This window comes from Streptomyces sp. NPDC000410 (genome assembly GCF_040300305.1).
Taxonomy (GTDB): Bacteria; Actinomycetota; Actinomycetes; order Streptomycetales; family Streptomycetaceae; genus Streptomyces.
This window is the reverse complement of the sequence record NZ_JBEPDM010000001.1, coordinates 136,203-155,049: the sequence shown is the minus strand read 5'-3', so window position 1 is coordinate 155,049 and position 18,847 is coordinate 136,203. Positions and strand designations below refer to the sequence as shown.

At 68.6% G+C, this 18,847-nt stretch carries 13 protein-coding genes; 9 read left to right on the top strand and 4 right to left on the bottom strand.

Annotated elements, in window-relative coordinates:
• Positions 1–70 precede the first annotated feature (70 nt).
• Positions 71–1,168 carry a glycoside hydrolase family 18 protein gene (locus ABT342_RS00730; protein WP_502965444.1) on the top strand — a complete coding sequence of 366 codons (1,098 nt, stop codon included), beginning with the start codon at positions 71–73 and terminating at the stop codon, positions 1,166–1,168.
• Between the two features lie 178 nt (positions 1,169–1,346).
• Here the strand turns inward: ABT342_RS00730 and ABT342_RS00725 are convergent, their stop codons facing one another.
• From ABT342_RS00725 to ABT342_RS00710, 4 genes are read right to left on the bottom strand one after another with little or no spacing between them, the layout of a single operon-like run.
• A complete protein-coding gene (locus ABT342_RS00725) occupies positions 1,347–2,123 on the bottom strand; it encodes a succinate dehydrogenase/fumarate reductase iron-sulfur subunit (RefSeq protein WP_351564895.1) in 777 nt (258 codons plus the stop codon).
• Positions 2,120–4,069, bottom strand: a complete 1,950-nt coding sequence (locus tag ABT342_RS00720; RefSeq protein WP_351564893.1) for a fumarate reductase/succinate dehydrogenase flavoprotein subunit — start codon at positions 4,067–4,069, stop codon at positions 2,120–2,122. Before ABT342_RS00720 ends, ABT342_RS00725 begins: the two co-directional genes overlap by 4 nt.
• A 17-nt stretch (positions 4,070–4,086) precedes the next feature.
• The gene (sdhC, locus tag ABT342_RS00715) at positions 4,087–4,908 is read right to left on the bottom strand and encodes a succinate dehydrogenase subunit SdhC (RefSeq protein ID WP_351564890.1); all 822 of its coding nucleotides are present in this window, start codon (positions 4,906–4,908) and stop codon (positions 4,087–4,089) included.
• Positions 4,909–4,916: 8 nt separating this feature from the next.
• Complete coding sequence (locus tag ABT342_RS00710) at positions 4,917–5,147, bottom strand: Rv0250c family protein (protein ID WP_351564888.1); 231 nt, start codon at positions 5,145–5,147, stop codon at positions 4,917–4,919.
• 329 nt (positions 5,148–5,476) lie between these two features.
• Here ABT342_RS00710 and ABT342_RS00705 point away from each other — a divergent pair, with 329 nt between their 5' ends.
• From ABT342_RS00705 to ABT342_RS00670, 8 genes are all read left to right on the top strand, one after another.
• A complete protein-coding gene (locus ABT342_RS00705; protein ID WP_351564887.1) occupies positions 5,477–8,170 on the top strand; it encodes an ABC transporter substrate-binding protein in 2,694 nt (897 codons plus the stop codon).
• 142 nt (positions 8,171–8,312) lie between these two features.
• Positions 8,313–10,220: a translational GTPase TypA gene (typA, locus tag ABT342_RS00700; protein WP_351564885.1), complete on the top strand. Its 1,908-nt coding sequence runs from the start codon at positions 8,313–8,315 to the stop codon at positions 10,218–10,220.
• A gap of 541 nt (positions 10,221–10,761) precedes the next feature.
• On the top strand, positions 10,762–11,793 hold the full coding sequence (locus ABT342_RS00695; RefSeq protein ID WP_351564882.1) for an ABC transporter permease: 1,032 nt from the start codon (positions 10,762–10,764) through the stop codon (positions 11,791–11,793).
• A 120-nt stretch (positions 11,794–11,913) separates the two neighbouring features.
• Entirely contained in the window at positions 11,914–13,713 is a 1,800-nt protein-coding gene (locus tag ABT342_RS00690) for an ABC transporter substrate-binding protein (protein ID WP_351564880.1), read from the top strand.
• 114 nt (positions 13,714–13,827) lie between these two features.
• A complete protein-coding gene (locus ABT342_RS00685) occupies positions 13,828–14,805 on the top strand; it encodes an ABC transporter permease (protein ID WP_351564877.1) in 978 nt (325 codons plus the stop codon).
• Between the two features lie 10 nt (positions 14,806–14,815).
• The gene (locus ABT342_RS00680; protein ID WP_351564874.1) at positions 14,816–15,877 is read left to right on the top strand and encodes an ABC transporter ATP-binding protein; all 1,062 of its coding nucleotides are present in this window, start codon (positions 14,816–14,818) and stop codon (positions 15,875–15,877) included.
• A 25-nt stretch (positions 15,878–15,902) separates the two neighbouring features.
• Entirely contained in the window at positions 15,903–17,048 is a 1,146-nt protein-coding gene (locus tag ABT342_RS00675) for an ABC transporter ATP-binding protein (RefSeq protein WP_351564872.1), read from the top strand.
• A 166-nt stretch (positions 17,049–17,214) separates the two neighbouring features.
• Positions 17,215–18,846 carry a peptide ABC transporter substrate-binding protein gene (locus tag ABT342_RS00670; RefSeq protein ID WP_351564869.1) on the top strand — a complete coding sequence of 544 codons (1,632 nt, stop codon included), beginning with the start codon at positions 17,215–17,217 and terminating at the stop codon, positions 18,844–18,846.
• The last annotated feature ends 1 nt before the right edge of the window (position 18,847 follow it).

Genomic DNA, 18,847 nt, shown 5'->3' with positions numbered 1-18,847 from the left:
CGGCCTCTAGGGTGGGAGACCACACGGCACTGCTGACGCGTACGGCAGCGCCGACGGGGGACGACGGGGGATTCCGGTGACCGTACAGCCACGCTCGACCGCGGAAGCACGCGCGACCACGCGGCCACGCTCCTTCGCGCGGCGCTTCCTCGCCCGGCTTTCGGGCCCACGGTTCAGATGGCCCAGGCGCATCGCGCTCGCGCTCGCCCTGCTGCTGGTCGTGCCCGCCCTGACCGGCGCGGTCGCCCTGCGTGTGAACTACGCGGGGGAGGTGCGGGAGGGCACGAAGACACGAGGGAAGGACGCGATCTGGCTGGGCCACGCCTGGGTGGACGGCCGGAAGAAGGATGCCGACCTCGACGCGTTCGCCGCGCGGATACGGGGGACCGGGATACGGGACCTGTATGTGCACGCCGGGCCGCTGGAGCATGACGGGACGCTGCCCGCCGCGCGGTATCCGCGTGCGCGGTGGCTGATCGACGGCGTCCACCGGAAGATACCGGGCGTGCGGGTGCAGGCGTGGCTCGGCGACAAGCTGGCCACCGAGTCGCCGGACGGGCTGCGCCTGGAGAACGCGGCGTCGCGGGCAGCCGTGGTGCGCTCGGCCGGGCAGATCCTGGACGTGGGCTTCGACGGTGTCCACTTCGACCTGGAGCCGCTGCACTCGGGCGACCGTGACTATCTGTCGCTGCTCGACGATCTGCGCACGCTCACCCGGGAGCGGCGGGTTCCGCTCTCGGTCGCCGCCCACCAGATCGACCCGCTGCCGGCCGCGCACTCGGTCGTGGGAGCGGTCGTCGGCAGCCCCAAGTGGTGGTCGCAGGAGTTCTTCGCCGAGGTCGCCCGCCGGGTCGACCAGATCGCCGTCATGTCCTACGACACCTGGATGCCGCTGGAGGGGCTGTACGGCGGGTACGTCGCCCAGCAGACCGCCCTGGCGCTGGAGGTCACACCGGAGGACACGGACCTGCTGATGGGGCTGCCGTTCTTCCACGAGGACGACATCGGCCACTGGGAGAACGCCGAGACCGTGTCCGCCGCGATCCGCGGCACCCGCCTCGGCCTCGGGCGCACGGACCGGGACCGGGAACGGTTCGGGGTGGCGCTGTACGTCGACTTCGCGGCGGAGGAGAAGGACTGGGAGGCGTATCGGGAGGGCTGGCACTGACGGCTGCGAGCCCTTGGACTCCCGGGAGACCCCTGGATTCCCAGGAGACCCCTGGCTTCCCGGGAACGCCGAGGGATCCGCGCGGATCCCGGCCCTCCCGATCACGCTGGAGCGGGCGTAGCCACCGGCGGGTGGCCGGTGGCTACGTCGGTGGCTACGTCGGTTGCTACGCCGGGTGCTACGAGGCGGGGTCCCGCCGTCGGATCTTGTTGCCCAGCCACACCAGCGGGTCGTACTTGCGGTCCACCGCCCGCTCCTTCAGCGGGATCAGGGCGTTGTCCGTGATCTTGATGTGCTCGGGGCACACCTCCGTGCAGCACTTCGTGATGTTGCAGTAGCCCAGCCCGTGCTCGTCCTGAGCCGTGCGTTTGCGGTCCAGGCCGGTCTCGGCGGCGGCGTCCAGGGGGTGCATGTCCAGTTCCGCCACGCGCATCAGGAAGCGCGGCCCGGCGAAGGCCGTCTTGTTCTCCTCGTGGTCACGCACCACGTGACAGGTGTCCTGGCACAGGAAGCACTCGATGCACTTGCGGAACTCCTGGGAGCGGTCCACATCGGCCTGCTGCATCCGGTACTCGCCGGCGGCCACGCCTGGTGGCGGGACGAACGAAGGCACCTCACGTGCCTTGGCGTAATTGAAGGAGACGTCCGTGACCAGATCCCGGACCACCGGGAAGGCCCGCAGCGGCGTCACCGTGATGGTCTCCTCGCGAGAGAAGACCGACATCCGGGTCATGCACATCAGCCGCGGCCGGCCGTTGATCTCGGCGCTGCACGAACCGCACTTGCCCGCCTTGCAGTTCCAGCGTACCGCCAGATCGGGGGCCTGTGTGGCCTGCAGCCGGTGGATGATGTCGAGGACGACCTCGCCGTCGTTGACCTCGACCGTGAAGTCCGTCAGGTCCCCGCCGTCCTGGTCGCCCCGCCAGACCCTGAACCGAGCGTCGTACGTGCTCATTCGTACAGCTCCTCTTCGGCGAGGTACTTGACCAGCTCCTCCTTCTCGAAAAGGGCGAGCAGGTCGGGGCGGATGGGCTCGGTCGTCGTGCGTGCGAGCCGGATCTGGCCGCGCACCGGGTCGGCCGCCGTCGGGTCCCCGGCCGGGTCCCCCGCGAGCCGGCACAGCAGGTTGATCCGGCGCCAGTCGCGCTCCATGGCCGGGAAGTCCTCGCGGGTGTGCCCGCCGCGGCTCTCCGTGCGCTCCAGCGCGGACCGGGCGATGCACTCGCTGACCAGCAGCATGTTCCGCAGGTCCAGGGCGAGGTGCCAGCCGGGGTTGAACTGCCGGTGCCCCTCGACACCGGCCCGCCGGGCCCGGACCCGGAGCTCGGCCAGCTTCTCCAGGGCGTGTGCCATCTCGCCCTCCCGCCGGATGATGCCGACGAGGTCGTTCATGGCCTGCTGGAGTTCCTGGTGCAGGGTGTACGGATTCTCCGGGGCGGCGCCGGGCTCCGGGCCCTCGGCGCTGAACGGCCGGAGCGCCTCGGCCGCGGCCGCGTCGATCTGCGCCTCGTCCACGAGGGGCCGCGCCGCGGCGAGCTCCGAGGCGTACTCCGAGGCGTGCAGGCCCGCCCGACGCCCGAAGACCAGCAGGTCGGACAGCGAATTGCCGCCGAGCCGGTTGGAGCCGTGCATTCCGCCCGCGACCTCGCCCGCCGCGTACAGCCCGGGAACACCGACCGCGGCGGCCGTGTCCGAGTCGACCGCGATGCCGCCCATCACGTAGTGGCAGGTCGGGCCGACCTCCATCGCCTCGGCCGTGATGTCCACGTCCGCCAGCTCCTTGAACTGGTGGTACATGGAGGGGAGGCGGCGTTTGATCTTCTCGGCCGGCATCCGGGTCGAGACGTCCAGGTACACGCCGCCGTGCGGCGAGCCGCGGCCCGCCTTCACCTCGGCGTTGATCGCGCGGGCGACCTCGTCACGGGGGAGCAGTTCGGGCGGGCGCCGGTTGTTGTCCGGGTCCTCGTACCAGCGGTCGCCCTCCGCCTCCGACTCGGCGTACTTCTCCTTGAAGACGTCCGGGACGTAGTCGAACATGAACCGCTTGCCCTCGCTGTTGCGCAGCACCCCGCCGTCGCCGCGCACCGACTCGGTGACGAGGATCCCCTTCACCGACGGCGGCCAGACCATCCCGGTCGGATGGAACTGCACGAACTCCATGTTGAGCAGCGGGGCCCCGGCGAGCAGCGCCAGCGCGTGCCCGTCGCCCGTGTACTCCCACGAGTTCGACGTGACCTTGAAGGACTTGCCGATCCCGCCGGTGGCGAGGACCACCGCGGGGGCCTCCAGCACGAAGAAGCGGCCGGACTCGCGCTCGTAGCAGAACGCCCCCGAGACGCGGTCGCCCTCCTGCGGGCGGTGTTCCTTCAGGACACGCGTGACCGTGCACTCCTGGAAGACCTTCAGCCGGGCCTCGTAGTCCCCGAACTCCCTGAAGTCCTCCTGCTGCAGCGAGACGATCTTCTGCTGGAGCGTACGGATCAGCTCCAGGCCGGTCCGGTCGCCCACGTGTGCGAGCCGTGGGTACTCGTGGCCGCCGAAGTTGCGCTGGGAGATCTTCCCGTCCTTCGTGCGGTCGAAGAGCGCGCCCCAGGTCTCCAGCTCCCACACCCGGTCGGGCGCCTCCTGGGCGTGCAGTTCGGCCATCCGCCACTGGTTGAGGAACTTCCCGCCGCGCATGGTGTCGCGGAAGTGCACCTGCCAGTTGTCGTGGGCGTTCACATTGGCCATGGAGGCGGCGATTCCGCCCTCCGCCATGACCGTATGGGCCTTGCCGAAGAGGGACTTGCAGATCACGGCGGTACGGGCGCCCCGCTCGCGCGCCTCGATGGCGGCCCGCAGGCCCGCGCCGCCCGCGCCCACCACGACGACGTCCCACTGCTGGCGTTCCAGCTGAGTCATCAGAAGGCACCTTTCCCTTAGAAGAAGCGCGGATCGTCGAAGGCGCCGGTGGCGAGCAGGTAGACGTAGAAGTCGGCGAGCGCGACGCTGATCAGGGAGGACCAGGCGAGCAGCATGTGACGCTCGTTCAGCTTCCCGGCCCAGCCCCACATCCGGTAGCGCACCGGGTGCTTGGAGAAGTGCTTCAGCCGGCCGCCGATGATGTGCCGACAGGAGTGGCAGGAGAGGGTGTACGCCCAGATCAGCGTGATGTTGACGAGGAAGATCAGGGTGCCGAGGCCCATGTGCCCCCACGCGTAGTGCTCGTCGCGGAAGGCGAGCACGGTGTCGTACGTGAGGATGCCCGCGACCGGCAGCGCCGCGTAGAAGAAGTAGCGGTGCATGTTCTGCAGGATCAGCGGGAAGCGGGTCTCGCCCGAGTACTTCTTGTGCGGTTCGGCGACGGCGCAGGCCGGTGGCGAGGCCCAGAAGCCCCGGTAGTAGGCCTTGCGGTAGTAGTAGCAGGTCAGCCGGAAGCCCAGCGGGAAGATCAGGATCAGCAACGCGGGGGAGAGCCCCCACCAGCTGCCGAAGATCTCCCAGTTGGGTCCGGAGCGCATGGGCTCGCAGTTCTCCGCGAGACAGGGCGAGTAGAACGGCGAGACGTACGGCGCCGCGTAGTAGTCGCTGTTCGCGAAGGCCCGCCAGGTCGAGTACACGATGAAGGCGAGCAGTCCGGCGGCGGTCGCGGCGGGCGCGAGCCACCAGCGGTCCGTCCTGAGGTGGCGGGGGGCGATGGCGGCGCGCGTGGCGCCGCGTACGCCGGTGTCGGTGTGGGGTGAATCAGTGCCTGTGGCCAACGAAGCTCCTAGGGCGCGTGCCGGTCGCGCGCACCCAGGCCTTCGTCGTCCGAGTCCGTCCACAGTGAGCTGTCGTACGGAGTGTCGGGAATGGTGACCAGGTCTTCGGGGCGGCCGGCCGGCTGGGTCCGGGATGCGTCCTCCCGCGTCTGCGCGAGGCTCCGCTCCAGCCGTTCGACCGTCCGGGCCAGGTCATCGAGACGGCGCTTGACGTCCGTCAACTCGTCCTGCAGGGACATGAACTGCCCTCACTTCCGCGGTCGCGGTGGCATGCGGTGTCTGGGGTCGCCCCCAGAGGGCTCTGTGTGCGCCTGCGAGTGTCGCGCGTCACATCCCGTGTTGTGAAGGCGTGTGCAGCGATTCCCCGCGCACGCCACCCATATGGGGTGCCCCGTTGGGCCGCATGGGTGGGGTTTACCGGTCGCGCCGCCGTGTCGGCGCCACGCCCTGCCCGCCGTGCATTTCAGTGTAGGAGCAATAGGTGTGATCATCGCTAAATTTCCGAACCTGATTAATCAAGAGCAAACCGTCATCAAAAAATCCGAGTCAGGACGAAGAGGTACAGGCCATGCCCTACGTCGTCTCCCCGCGCCGCAGGACCCTGCGCTCCGTAGCCCTCCTCACCAGCGGCGTTCTCGCGCTGCCCGCCCTGGCCGGATGCACCACACCGGAGCCCGGGGCCGATGCCAAGCCGGCGCCCATGGACATCGCCCCGGCCGAACGCGATCAGGTGGAGGACGGCGGAACGCTGCGCTGGGCCGTCGACGCCATCCCCGCGACGTTCAACACCTTCCAGGCTGACGCCGACGCCGCCACGTCACGCGTCGCCGCGGCCGCGCTCCCGGCCCTCTTCACCCTCGACGGGAGCGGTCGGCCGCAGCTCAACGGCGACTATCTGGAATCGGCCAAGATCGTCGAGCGTGAGCCGCGGCAGGTCGTCCTCTACAAGCTCAACCAGCAGGCCGTGTGGAGTGACGGCCGGGAGATCGGGGCCGCCGACTTCGTCGCCCAGTGGCGGGCGCTGAGCGGCAAGGACTCGGCGTACTGGACCGCGCGCAACGCGGGTTACGACCGGATCCAGAAGATCGAGCGCGGCGCGAGCGACCTGGAGGTCCGGGTCACCTTCGCCAAGCCGTACGCCGATTGGCAGTCGCTCTTCACCCCGCTCTACCCGAAGGAGGTGATGGGCACCCCCGACGCGTTCAACGACTCCGCGCGCACCCGGCTCGTGAAGACCGCCGGGCCGTTCACGCTCAAGGAGCTCGACCGCAAGGCGGGCACCGTCACCCTCGTCCGCAACCCGCGCTGGTGGGGTCAGCGCGCCAAGCTCGAATCGCTGGTGCTGCGGGCGGTCCCGCGCGACGACCGCGCGGCGGCGCTCGCCACCGGACGCGTCGATCTGGCCGAAATCGACCGCAGCGTCGCGAACCGTATCGCCCTGGCGGTACGGGACACAGGCAGCCCCTCGCCCGCCCACGGGCCCGCGGCCCAGAGCAGCCCGTCCGGCGCGCTGAAGGCCTGGGCCCTCGCGCACGGCTCCGACGCGAAGAAGGCCAGGGCCGCCCGGATCGCCCAGCAGCGGAACCAGGCCGCGATCGACCGCCACACCAGGCAGCAGACCGCGCTGCGCGGCTTCGTCGTCCGCAAGTCGCTGGAGCCCGCGTACACCCAGCTCGCGCTGAACGGGGAGTCGGGCCCGCTCGCCGACGAGCGGGTACGCCGCGCCGTCGCCCGCGCGCTGGACCGCAAGGAGCTCGCGGAGACCGTCCTCAAACCGCTGGCCCTGCCCGCCGAGCCGGTGGGCAGCCATATCGCGCTCGCCGGGCAGCGCGCGTACGCCGACAGCAGCGGCGCGCTCGGCACCCAGGACACCGTGGAGGCCAGGGCGCTGCTCGCCGACGCGGGCTGGACGCCGGAGGGCGCCCGCGAGACGCCGCCGGACGGGACCGAGGCCGGCGCCGAGGCGGATACCGAGGCGCGCCCGGAGAAGCCGGAGAAGAAGGGGGAGGAGAAGACGCAGAAGGGTACGGACGCCGGCAGCCCGGCGGCGAGCCCGGTGGCGGGCATTCCGGCTGTGAAGAGCCCGGTGGCGGGGGGCGCGCAGGCGTCGGCCCCGGCCGCCAGGGGCGCGGAGGCGTCGGCCCCGGCGGGGAGCGGCGGTGCGGGCCGGTCCCCGGGCGCCGCCGGCACCGCGAGGCCCCCGGCCGCCGGGAGCTCGGCCGGGGCCCCCGCTCCCACCCCCGGCGGCGCGGCCCCCGTGCCGGCCCCCGCCCCCGCGTCCCCGGCCGCCAGGAGCGCGGCGCAGCCCCCCGCCCCCGGTGGACCGTCCCGTGTCCCCGCCCCCGGCAGCGCGGCGGACGTCCCGTCCGACGACGGGCTGTACATCGTCGGTGACGACAAGCCGGGCGACACCGGATCCGGCCCGGACGACTGGAACATCCTCGCGCCCGCCCGGAGCGCCGGACTGCAGAGCCTGGCGCTGCGCCGCCAGGCCGACGTCCAGGGCCGCCCGGCCGACGACTCCGCCGACGGGAACGGCCCCGTCGCCGAGGCCCAGGAGCGCAGGCCCGGCGGGGTCGCGGGCGCCTACGCCCCCAAGGGGACCCACGCCCCCGCCATGAACGACGACCGCGCCGCGGGCCCCCTCGGCAAGAACGGCGAGCCGCTCACCCTGCGCTTCGTCCTCCCCTCGGGCCCGGGCTCCGAGGCACTGCGCACCGTCGGCGACCGGATCGCGCGGATGCTGGACAGGATCGGCGTACGCACCGAGATCACCAAGGTCGAGGACGAGAGCTACTTCAAGGACCACATCGCCTCGGGGCACTACGACCTGGCCCTCTACACCTGGCCCGCCTCCGCCTACCCGGCGACCGACGCCCGCCCGATCTACGCCAAGCCCGAGCCGGCCACCGACGGCTCACTGCTGGTGGAGCAGAACTACACCCGGGTCGGTACGGACCACATCGACCAGCTCTTCGCCCAGGCCGTGGCCGAGCTGGACGAGGACCAGGCCGACGAGCTGATGAAGCGGGCCGACGCCCGGATCTGGGCCACCGCCGCGTCCATCCCGCTCTACCAGCGCCCCCAGCTGGTGGCGGTCAAGCGGGAGCTGGTGAACGTGGGCGCCTTCGGATTCGCCGCACCGCGCTACCAGGACATCGGTTTCACCAAGCCGAAGCCCGCGGCGGACCACGAGAAGGACCCGAAGGGGAACGGCGCGGAGAACGACGACGAGGACGGCAAGGAGAACGACGAGGACTAGCCGGTCAGGCGCTGGATCGGCCCGGGAAGTCGGTTTCCGCGGCAGCCCCGTACCATAGGGGTAAGCCGTGGCGCGTCCGCCCGGCGGGCGTACGAGCAAACAGACGCCGCATCCCACGATCCGAGAGAAGCGCTAGCCACCCATGCCCACGCGCCACGACATCCGTAACGTCGCCATCGTCGCCCACGTCGACCACGGCAAGACGACCATCGTCGACGCCATGCTGAAGCAGGCGGGAGCCTTCGCCGCCCACCAGCTCGACTCCGTCGACGACCGGATGATGGACTCGAACGACCTGGAGCGTGAGAAGGGCATCACGATCCTCGCCAAGAACACGGCGGTGAAGTATCACCCCAAGAGTGGCGAGGCCCCGATCACGATCAACATCATCGACACCCCCGGCCACGCCGACTTCGGCGGTGAGGTCGAGCGCGGTCTGTCGATGGTCGACGGTGTCGTGCTGCTGGTGGACGCCTCCGAGGGCCCGCTCCCGCAGACCCGTTTCGTGCTCCGCAAGGCGCTCCAGCGGCGGATGCCCGTCATCCTCTGCATCAACAAGACGGACCGCCCGGACTCCCGGATCGACGAGGTCGTCAACGAGACGTACGACCTCTTCCTCGACTTGGACGCCGACGAGGACCAGATCGAGTTCCCGATCGTCTACGCCTGCGGCCGTGACGGCGTCGCCTCGCTGACCAAGCCGGAGGACGGCACCGTCCCCGCCGACAGCGAGAACCTGGAGCCGTTCTTCTCCACGATCCTGGAGCACATCCCGGCTCCGACGTTCGACGAGGCCGCGCCGCTCCAGGCGCACGTCACCAACCTCGACGCCGACAACTTCCTCGGCCGTATCGCGCTGCTCCGCGTCGAGCAGGGCGAGCTGCGCAAGGGCCAGACCGTGGCCTGGATCAAGCGCGACGGCTCGATCGCCAACGTCCGCATCACCGAGCTGATGATGACCGAGGCGCTCACCCGCAAGCCCGCCGAGGTGGCCGGCCCCGGTGACATCTGCGCCGTCGCCGGTATCCCGGACATCATGATCGGCGAGACGCTGGCCGACCCGGAGAACCCGGTCGCGCTGCCGCTGATCACGGTCGACGAGCCGGCGATCTCCATGACCATCGGTACGAACACCTCGCCGCTGGTCGGCCGCGGTGGCACCGGCAAGGGCGCGGACGCGAAGTCCGCGGTCAAGGACCGCAAGGTCACCGCCCGCCAGGTCAAGGACCGCCTGGAGCGCGAGCTGATCGGTAACGTCTCGCTGCGCGTCCTGGACACCGAGCGCCCCGACGCCTGGGAGGTGCAGGGCCGTGGTGAGCTGGCGCTGGCCATCCTGGTCGAGCAGATGCGCCGCGAGGGCTTCGAGATGACCATCGGCAAGCCGCAGGTGGTCACCAAGCAGGTCGACGGCAAGACGCACGAGCCCGTCGAGCGCATGACCATCGACGTGCCCGAGGAGCACATGGGCGCCGTCACGCAGCTCATGGGCGTCCGCAAGGGCCGTATGGACAACATGTCCAACCACGGCTCGGGCTGGGTCCGCATGGAGTTCGTCGTGCCGTCCCGCGGCCTCATCGGCTTCCGTACGGAGTTCCTGACGAACACCCGCGGCACCGGTATCGCCCACTCCATCCACGAGGGCCACGAGCCGTGGTTCGGCGAGCTGAAGACCCGTAACAACGGCTCCCTGGTCGCCGACCGTGCCGGCGCCGTCACCGCCTTCGCGATGACGAACCTCCAGGAGCGCGGCGTGCTCTTCACCGACCCCGGCACCGAGGTGTACGAGGGCATGATCGTCGGCGAGAACTCCCGCGCCGACGACATGGACGTGAACATCACCAAGGAGAAGAAGCTCACCAACATGCGCTCCTCCTCCGCCGACTCCTTCGAGGCGATCGTGCCGCCGCGCAAGCTGTCGCTGGAGCAGTCCCTGGAGTTCTGCCGCGACGACGAGTGCGTCGAGGTGACCCCGGAGGCCGTCCGCATCCGCAAGGTCGTCCTGGACCAGAAGGAGCGCGGTCGCTCCGCGTCCCGCGCCAAGCACGGCTGACCACAGGCCTCATAGCCGTCCGACGGCCCGGTCGCTCTCCTCTGGGGGTGCGACCGGGCCGTCGCTCGTTTCCGGCCAATGTCGCTCCGGAGCTGAACCGTGTAGCGCATTCTGGCGGTTCCGAGGCCCCCCGCAACTGGTTTTCCGTGCCCAGGTGTCCGGATGTCGAACGATCATGACCGATAGATGTATAACGAGTCCGTTTCGCGGGCTTCTATCTAGGATCGATTTGTCCAGATTTTGATCGTTGTTCACTGCGGGTGTGATGCAACCGAGACCTAAAGGGTGTGGTCGGAGGGTACGTCATGGCAGATAGTTATCCGCGTAGAGCTCGGGTCAATGGGTCACGCACTGTGGGGAGTGCACCGACTCACGAGCGCGCAAGGGGTATGTGATGTCCGCCGTCAGGGGTGTCGGCGGGCTTCGATGCATATCTCGCTTGTAGTGACAAGTGGACTCATGAGGAGGGCCCAATGCGTGGTGCCATAAGCGCCAAACGGGTCGTGTTCGCGACAGTGATCCCCATGGGGGCGGAACGATCGTGACGAGCCCAGCGAAGGCCGGGGGCGCGGGAGCGTCCGCCGTCCTGGAGGTGGATGCCACGCCGGAAGGCGAGGCTCCGGAAGTCAAGACCCCTGCCGGGCTTTCTCCCGGGCAGCTGATGTGGCGTCGATTCAAGCGTGACCGCACGGGAGTCGTCTCCGCGTGCACCGTCATCTTCTTCTTCGTCATCTCGCTCCTGGCTCCGGTGATCCAGAGCGTGTACGGCAAGGACCCGTACACCCTCTATGGGCAGGACAACATCGAGCTCCTCGATGAGTTCAGCATCCCGACCGGTGTCTTCGGAGGAGTCTCCGGCGAGCACTGGTTCGGCATCGAGCCCATTCTGGGCCGCGATGTGTTCATGCAACTGCTGTACGGGATGCGCACTTCGATCTACACGGCTCTGGTGGCGACTGTCCTGATGGTCGTCCTGGGTGTGGTGATCGGCCTGGTCGGCGGTTACTACGGAGGGAAAGTCGACTACTGGCTCGGCCGGTTGACCGACTTCCTGATGGGCATTCCCAGCCAGCTGTTCTTCGTGGCGTCGATGCCGGTTGTCGTCGCGGCCTTCGTCAACCCCGACGAGGAGACGCCGACGGGACTGCGGGCGATCGCGATCGTCATCGTGCTGTCGTTCCTGGGCTGGATGGGTCTGTCCCGTCTGATCCGGGCGGCGACGCTCTCCCTGCGAGAGCGGGAGTTCGTCGAGGCGGCGAAGATCGCGGGTGCGTCTCCGTGGCGCATCATCCGCAAGGAACTGCTGCCCAACCTGGTCACACCGATTCTCGTGCAGGCGACTCTGCTGCTGCCTTCCACGATTCTCTCGGTGGCGTTCCTTTCCTTCGTGGGAGTCGGCTATGTCGAGCCCACGCCGGACTGGGGCCGGATGTTCGCCATCGGTGCGGACATCTACGAGCAGGACCCGGCTTACATGTTCTTCCCGGGTGTCGCCATGGTCGTCTTCGTCGTGGCGTTCAACCTGCTCGGTGACTCGGTACGGGACGCCTTCGACCCCAAGTCCGGACGCTGACTTTCCACCAGCGGGACAGCTGCCACTCCACTCCCACGTAACCGTCTTCGAACGTCGAACTCGAACGGATGCGCCAGGCAGCACAGTTGGATCACTACTGACAGATAGGTACTCATCACTATGAGCATCTTTGGTACGCGCAGGGCGCGCGCTGTCGTCGTCGCGCTGGCGGCCGGCTCGCTGGCACTGACCGGTTGCGGCAACAACAGCGGCTCGGACTCCAAGGACAAGGCCAAGACCAAGGAGGACGCCGCCAAGCAGGCGACCGCCGTCACCTATGGCGACGCCGCGGCCTCCACCGGCCCCGCCAAGGAGATCCCCGGTGCCAAGCCCGGCGGCACGATCGAGATCCTCCAGACGGACGACTTCTCCCACCTGGACCCGGCGCAGAGCTACGTCAGCGACGCCCGCATCCTGGGCCGCCTCATCCACCGCGGTCTGACGCAGTACGACGAGGCCGCGGACGGCTCGCTCAAGGTCGTCGGCGACATCGCCACCGACTCCGGCAAGACGACCGACGGCGGCAAGACCTGGACCTACACGCTCAAGAGCGGTGTCAAGGACGCGAACGGCAACGAGATCACCTCGGCCGACGTGCGCCACACCATCGAGCGCCTGTACGCGCCGTTCGTCACCGACGGCCCGATCTACCTCCAGACGTGGCTGTCCGGTGAGGGCACCACGTACCGCAAGGCGCTCCCGGACGGCCCGTACAAGGGCAAGCACCTCCCGGACACCGTCCTTGAGACCCCGGACGCGAAGACGGTCATCTTCAAGTTCAAGGAGCCGCAGGCCGACCTGCCGCAGGCCCTCGCGATGACCGGCTACTCCATCGTGCCCGCGAAGGGCGACACGAAGGAGAAGTACGACACGGCCCCCGTCGCCGTCGGTCCGTACAAGGTCGCCGACTTCAAGCCCGGCAAGTCCATGAAGCTCGTCAAGAACACGAACTGGGACCCGAAGACCGACTCGGTCCGTCACCAGTACGTCGACGGCTTCGAGGTGACGTTCAACCAGGACGACGAGGCGCAGACCAAGCAGATCCTGGCCGACCGCGGTGAGGCCAAGAACGCGATCCAGCTCACCGGCACGGTCGCCACGACCCAGGTGCGCAACGTCGTCACCAACGCCGAGGCCAAGAAGCGCACCATCCAGGGCTACCAGCCCTACGTCTGGCAGCTGAACTTCAACCTCGACCGGATGAAGGACAAGAAGGTCCGCGACGCCATCGCCATCGCGATGCCGAGCGCCAACGTCTACCAGCCGGACGGCGGCGCCTACGGCGGCGAGGTCGCCACCGGCCTGCTCGCCCCGACCCTCCCGGGCTTCGAGAAGGACTACGACCCGTTCGGCAAGGCCAAGAAGCCGGGCGGCGACATCGAGAAGGCCAAGAAGATGATCGAGGAGGCGGGCGCCAAGGGCAAGAAGGTCGTCTACGCCTACGCCAACTCGCCGAAGCGCCAGCAGCAGTCCGTGGTCATCGAGAACGCGCTGACGAAGATCGGTCTCGACGTCCAGAAGAAGGAGATCGACAACGCGACCTGGTACGAGCAGGTCGGCAAGGTCAACAACGGTCTCGACCTCTACATGACGGGCTGGGGCCAGGACTGGGCCTCCGCGTCCACGGTGATCCCGCCTCTGTTCGACGGAAAGCAGCTGCAGGACGGCTCCTCGGTCTACTCGCACATCAACGACCCCAAGGTCAACGCCGAGATCGCCCGTATCAAGAAGCTCACGGACCCGGCTGAGGCGCAGAAGGGCTGGACGGCCCTGCACCACGACATCGTGGAGCGGATCAACCCGGCCGCCCCGCTGTACTTCACCAGGGCGCTGTACATCCACGGCTCCAACGTCGGTGGTGCTCGCTACTCCACCGACCTGAGCTCCGTCGACGTCACGCGCCTCTTCATCAAGAAGTAACGCTCACTCAGGCCGGCTCCGGGGATGTGCACAAGGCGGTATGCGCATCCCCGGAGCGCCGGTCCCTCCCGTAGAGACCCCTTATTGCCGCCGTCCTGAGAGCAGCGACCTGCCATGCTTCAATTCCTTATTCGCCGGACGCTCGGCGCAGCCCTGATCCTCTTTTTGATCAGCGCGTTCACGTTCTTCATGTTCTTCGCCATCCCGCAGGATCCCGCCCTGCTGGCCTGCGGAAAGAACTGCACGCCCGACGCACTGGAAGTCATCCACAAGAACCTCGGTCTCGACAAGCCGGTCGCGGTTCAGTTCTGGGACTTCATGGTCGGCATCTTCGCCGGTCGCGACTTCTCCGTGGGCCACTGCTCGGCCCCGTGCTTCGGAGTCTCGTTCAACGACCAGCAGATGGTGTGGGACACGATCGTCGACCGGTTCCCGCTCACTCTCTCGCTCTCGATCGGCGGCCTGATCGTCTTCCTGATCGTCGGTCTCAGCGCCGGCATGATCGCCGCCTGGCGCAAGGGCACCGCGGTCGACAAGATCTTCAGCGGTGGTTCGCTGGTCCTGTCGTCCATGCAGATCTACTTCCTCGGCCCGGTCGTCCTCGGACTCTTCGTCTACAGCACCGGCTGGCTCGACAAGCCGAAGTACGTACCGTTCAGCGAGAGCATCGGCGGCTGGTTCATGGGCCTGCTGATCCCCTGGATCGTGATGTCGGTCATCTTCACGGCCAACTACACGCGTATGTCCCGGTCCACGATGATCGAGCAGCTCCAGGAGGAGCACGTCCGCGCCGCCCGCGCCAAGGGCATGAGCAGCCGCTACGTGTTCTTCCGCTACGCCTGGCGCGGATCGCTCATCCCGATCGTCACCATCATCGGCATCGACCTGGGCGCCCTCTTCGGCGGCGCGATGGTCACCGAGCTCACCTTCGGCCTGGCGGGAATCGGCCGACTGGCGATCAGCTCGGTGGTGAACAAGGACCTGCCGCTGACCATGGGTGTGATGGTCGTCAGTGCCGCACTCATTCTCTTCTTCAACGTCATCGTGGACGCCCTGTACGCCATCATCGACCCGCGCGTGCGTCTGTCCTAGGAGAACGACCGTGACCACACTCACCAAGACCGAGGACACGCCGGCCCCGACCGAGTCGGGCGCGTTCCTCTCGGTGCGCGACCTGCGAGTCCAGTTCTCCACCGAGGACGGCATCGTCAAGGCCGTGGACGGCCTCTCCTTCGACCTCGAGCGCGGACAGACGCTGGGCATCGTCGGCGAGTCGGGCTCCGGCAAGTCGGTGACCAACCTCAGCATCCTGGGGCTGCACAACCCGAAGAGCACCACGATCGAGGGTTCGATCCGGCTGGACGGCCAGGAGCTCACGGACGCCTCGGGCCGCCAGCTCGAGCGCCTGCGCGGCAACAAGATGGCGATGATCTTCCAGGACGCGCTGACCGCCCTGTCGCCGTACTACACGATCGGCCGGCAGATCTCCGAGCCGTACATGAAGCACACGGGCGCGAGCAGGAAGGAGGCCCGCGCGCGGGCCATCGAGATGCTCGGCAAGGTCGGCATCCCCGATCCCAAGGCGCGTGTCGACGACTATCCGCACCAGTTCTCCGGCGGTATGCGCCAGCGCGCGATGATCGCCATGTCGCTGGTCTGCAACCCCGAGCTGCTGATCGCCGACGAGCCGACCACCGCGCTCGACGTGACCGTCCAGGCGCAGATCCTCGACCTGCTCAAGGACCTCCAGCAGGAGTTCGGGTCCGCGATCATCCTGATCACGCACGACCTGGGCGTCGTGGCGAACACCGCCGACGACCTGCTGGTGATGTACGCGGGCCGGGCCGTGGAGCGCGGCTCCGTCCGAGAGGTGCTCAAGCAGCCGCAGCATCCCTACACCTGGGGTCTGCTCGGTTCGATGCCGCGCCTCTCGTCCGATGTGAACGAGCCGCTCATGCCCATCCCCGGCTCGCCGCCGAGCCTGCTGAACCCGCCCGCCGGCTGCGCGTTCAACCCCCGGTGTGCCCATGTCGAGCTCGTCGACGGCGGTCGCTGTGCGAACGAGCGCCCGCTCCTTCCGGCCGGACGGGGCGCGGCATGCCATCTGTCGGCGGAGCAGCGGCAGCAGGTTTTCATCGAGAAGATTCAGCCCCGGCTGGGCTGATTGACCAGCGACTGGGGCTATGACCATGAGCGAGAACACCACCACCACCAAAACCACCGCCAATGACGCGGTCCCGCCGCAGGGCGGGCCGTCGCAGGCCGAACCGTTGATGACGGTGGAGGGCCTGACCAAGCACTTCCCGATCATGGGCGGCTTTCCCATCAAGCGGAAGGTCGGCGCGGTCCAGGCCGTCGACGGCGTCAGCCTGAGCGTCTACCCGGGTGAGAGCCTGGGCCTGGTCGGTGAGTCGGGCTGCGGCAAGTCGACCACCGGCCGGCTGCTGACCCGGCTGATGGAGCCGACCGGCGGCCGGATCACGTACGCGGGCAAGGACATCACGCACGCCAAGCGGAAGCAGCTGGCGCCCATCCGGTCCGAGATCCAGATGATCTTCCAGGACCCGTACGCGTCGCTGAACCCGCGCCAGACGGTCGGAACGATCATCTCCGGCCCGATGGAGATCAACGGGATCAACCCGCCCGGCGGCCGCGAGAAGCGGGTCCGCGAACTCCTGGAGACCGTCGGTCTCAACCCGGAGCACTACAACCGCTTCCCGCACGAGTTCTCGGGCGGCCAGCGCCAGCGCATCGGCGTGGCCCGCGCGCTCGCCCTGGAGCCGAAGCTGATCGTCGCCGACGAGCCGGTCTCGGCGCTCGACGTGTCCATCCAGGCGCAGGTCGTCAACCTGCTCCAGGACCTCCAGCGCGACCTGGGCATCGCCTTCGTGTTCATCGCGCACGACCTGGCGATCGTCCGGCAGTTCTCGCAGCGCGTCGCGGTGATGTACCTGGGCAAGATCGTGGAGATCGCGGACCGCGACTCGCTCTACAACCGCCCGCGCCACCCCTACACGCACGCCCTGCTGTCGGCGGTGCCGGACGCGGACATCGACGCCGCGAAGAAGGAGCGGATCCGCCTCTCGGGCGACGTCCCCTCGCCGATCATGCCGCCGTCCGGCTGCCGGTTCCGTACCCGCTGCTGGAAGGCGCAGGACAAGTGCGCCACGGAGGAGCCGCCGCTGCTCCAGCTCTCCGGCAGCGAGGCGGGCCACCTCACGGCGTGCCACTTCCCGGAGGAGCCGACGACCGAGGCCCGGGAGCACGACGTCGTGCTGGACCCGGCGCTGATCGCCATGGAGCAGGACGGCTCCGGGTCGGCCGACCAGGCCTGACCGTCCGTCTCCGCCGAGGGCCCCACGCGTGACGCGTGGGGCCCTCGGCGCGTTCACGCATGGGACACCTGCCGGGCCACGTACGGACGCGGTGAACGTGCGGGGTGCCGGCCACGGGCGCGATATTGGGGCCAGGGGCAGCTACGGACCACCCGGGAGGCACTCCATGCGCGGAGCCACGCACGCCAAGTGGGTCGTCTGCTCGGTCGCCGTCGTACTCGCGGCAAGCGGCTGCGGTGGTGGTGGCGGCGCCGGTGCCGGAGGCCCGGACGGGATCGTCAGCTCCTCGTGGGGCGACCCGCAGAACCCCCTGGAGCCGGCGAACACCAACGAGGTGCAGGGCGGCAAGGTCCTCGACATGATCTTCCGTGGTCTCAAGCGGTACGACCCGAAGACCGGCGAGGCCGAGGACATGCTCGCCGAGAAGATCGAGACCGCCGACTCCACCCACTTCACCATCACCGTCAAGGACGGCTGGACGTTCTCCAACGGCGAGGCGGTCACCGCGAAGTCCTTCGTGGACGCCTGGAACTACGGCGCCCACCTCAAGAACAACCAGCGCAACGCCTACTTCTTCGGCCAGATCGAGGGCTACGACGCGGTCCACCCCGAAGCGGGCGAGCGACCGACCGCCGAGACGATGTCCGGCCTGAAGGTGACGGGCCCGCAGACCTTCACGGTCAAGCTCAGCCAGAAGTTCTCCACCTGGCCCGAGACCCTCGGCTACGCCGCCTTCGCCCCGCTGCCCAAGGCCTTCTACACCGATCACGCCGGCTGGCTGGCCAAGCCCGTCGGCAACGGCCCGTACGCCGTGGACTCGTACACCAAGGGCTCCCAGATGTCCCTGCGCCGCTGGGACGCGTACCCCGGCCAGGACAAGGCCAGGAACGGCGGCGTCGACCTCAAGGTCTACACCGACAACAACACCGCCTACACCGATCTGACGGCCGGAAACCTCGACCTGGTCGACGACGTCCCGGCGGCCCAGCTCAAGAACGTCAAGGCCGACCTCGGCGACCGGTACATCAACACCCCCGCCGGCATCATCCAGACCCTCGCCTTCCCCTACTACGACCCGGACTGGAACAAGCCCGGCCAGGAGAAGGTCCGCAAGGGCCTGTCCAAGGCGATCAACCGGCAGCAGATCACCGACACGATCTTCCAGAAGACCCGCACCCCCGCGACGGACTGGACATCCCCCGTGCTCGGCGAGGAGGGCGGGTTCGACGCCTCGCTCTGCGGCGACGCCTGCACGTACAACCCCGAGGAGGCCAAGAAGCTGATCGCCGAGGGCGGCGGCATCCCCGGCGGCCAGGTGAAGATCTCGTACAACGCCGACAGCGGCTCCCACAAGGAGTGGGTCGACGCCGTCTGCAACTCCATCAACAACGCGCTCGGCAACAGCAGGGCCTGCGTCGGCAATCCCGTCGGCACCTTCGCCGACTACCGCAACCAGATCACCCAGTCCAAGATGAGCGGCCCCTTCCGGGCCGGGTGGCAGATGGACTACCCGCTGATCCAGAACTTCCTCCAGCCGCTCTACTACACCAACGCCTCGTCCAACGACGGTAAGTGGAGCAACCCGGAATTCGACCAGCTCATCGACGAGGCCAACGCCGAGACCGACACGGCTAAGGCCGTGGACACCTTCCAGCAGGCCGAGGAGATCCTGCGGGACGACATGGGCGCCATTCCCCTCTGGTACCAGAACGGCAGCGCCGGCTATTCGACCCGGCTCTCGAACGTGGCGCTCAACCCCTTCAGCGTCCCGGTCTACAACGAGATCACGGTCAGCTGAC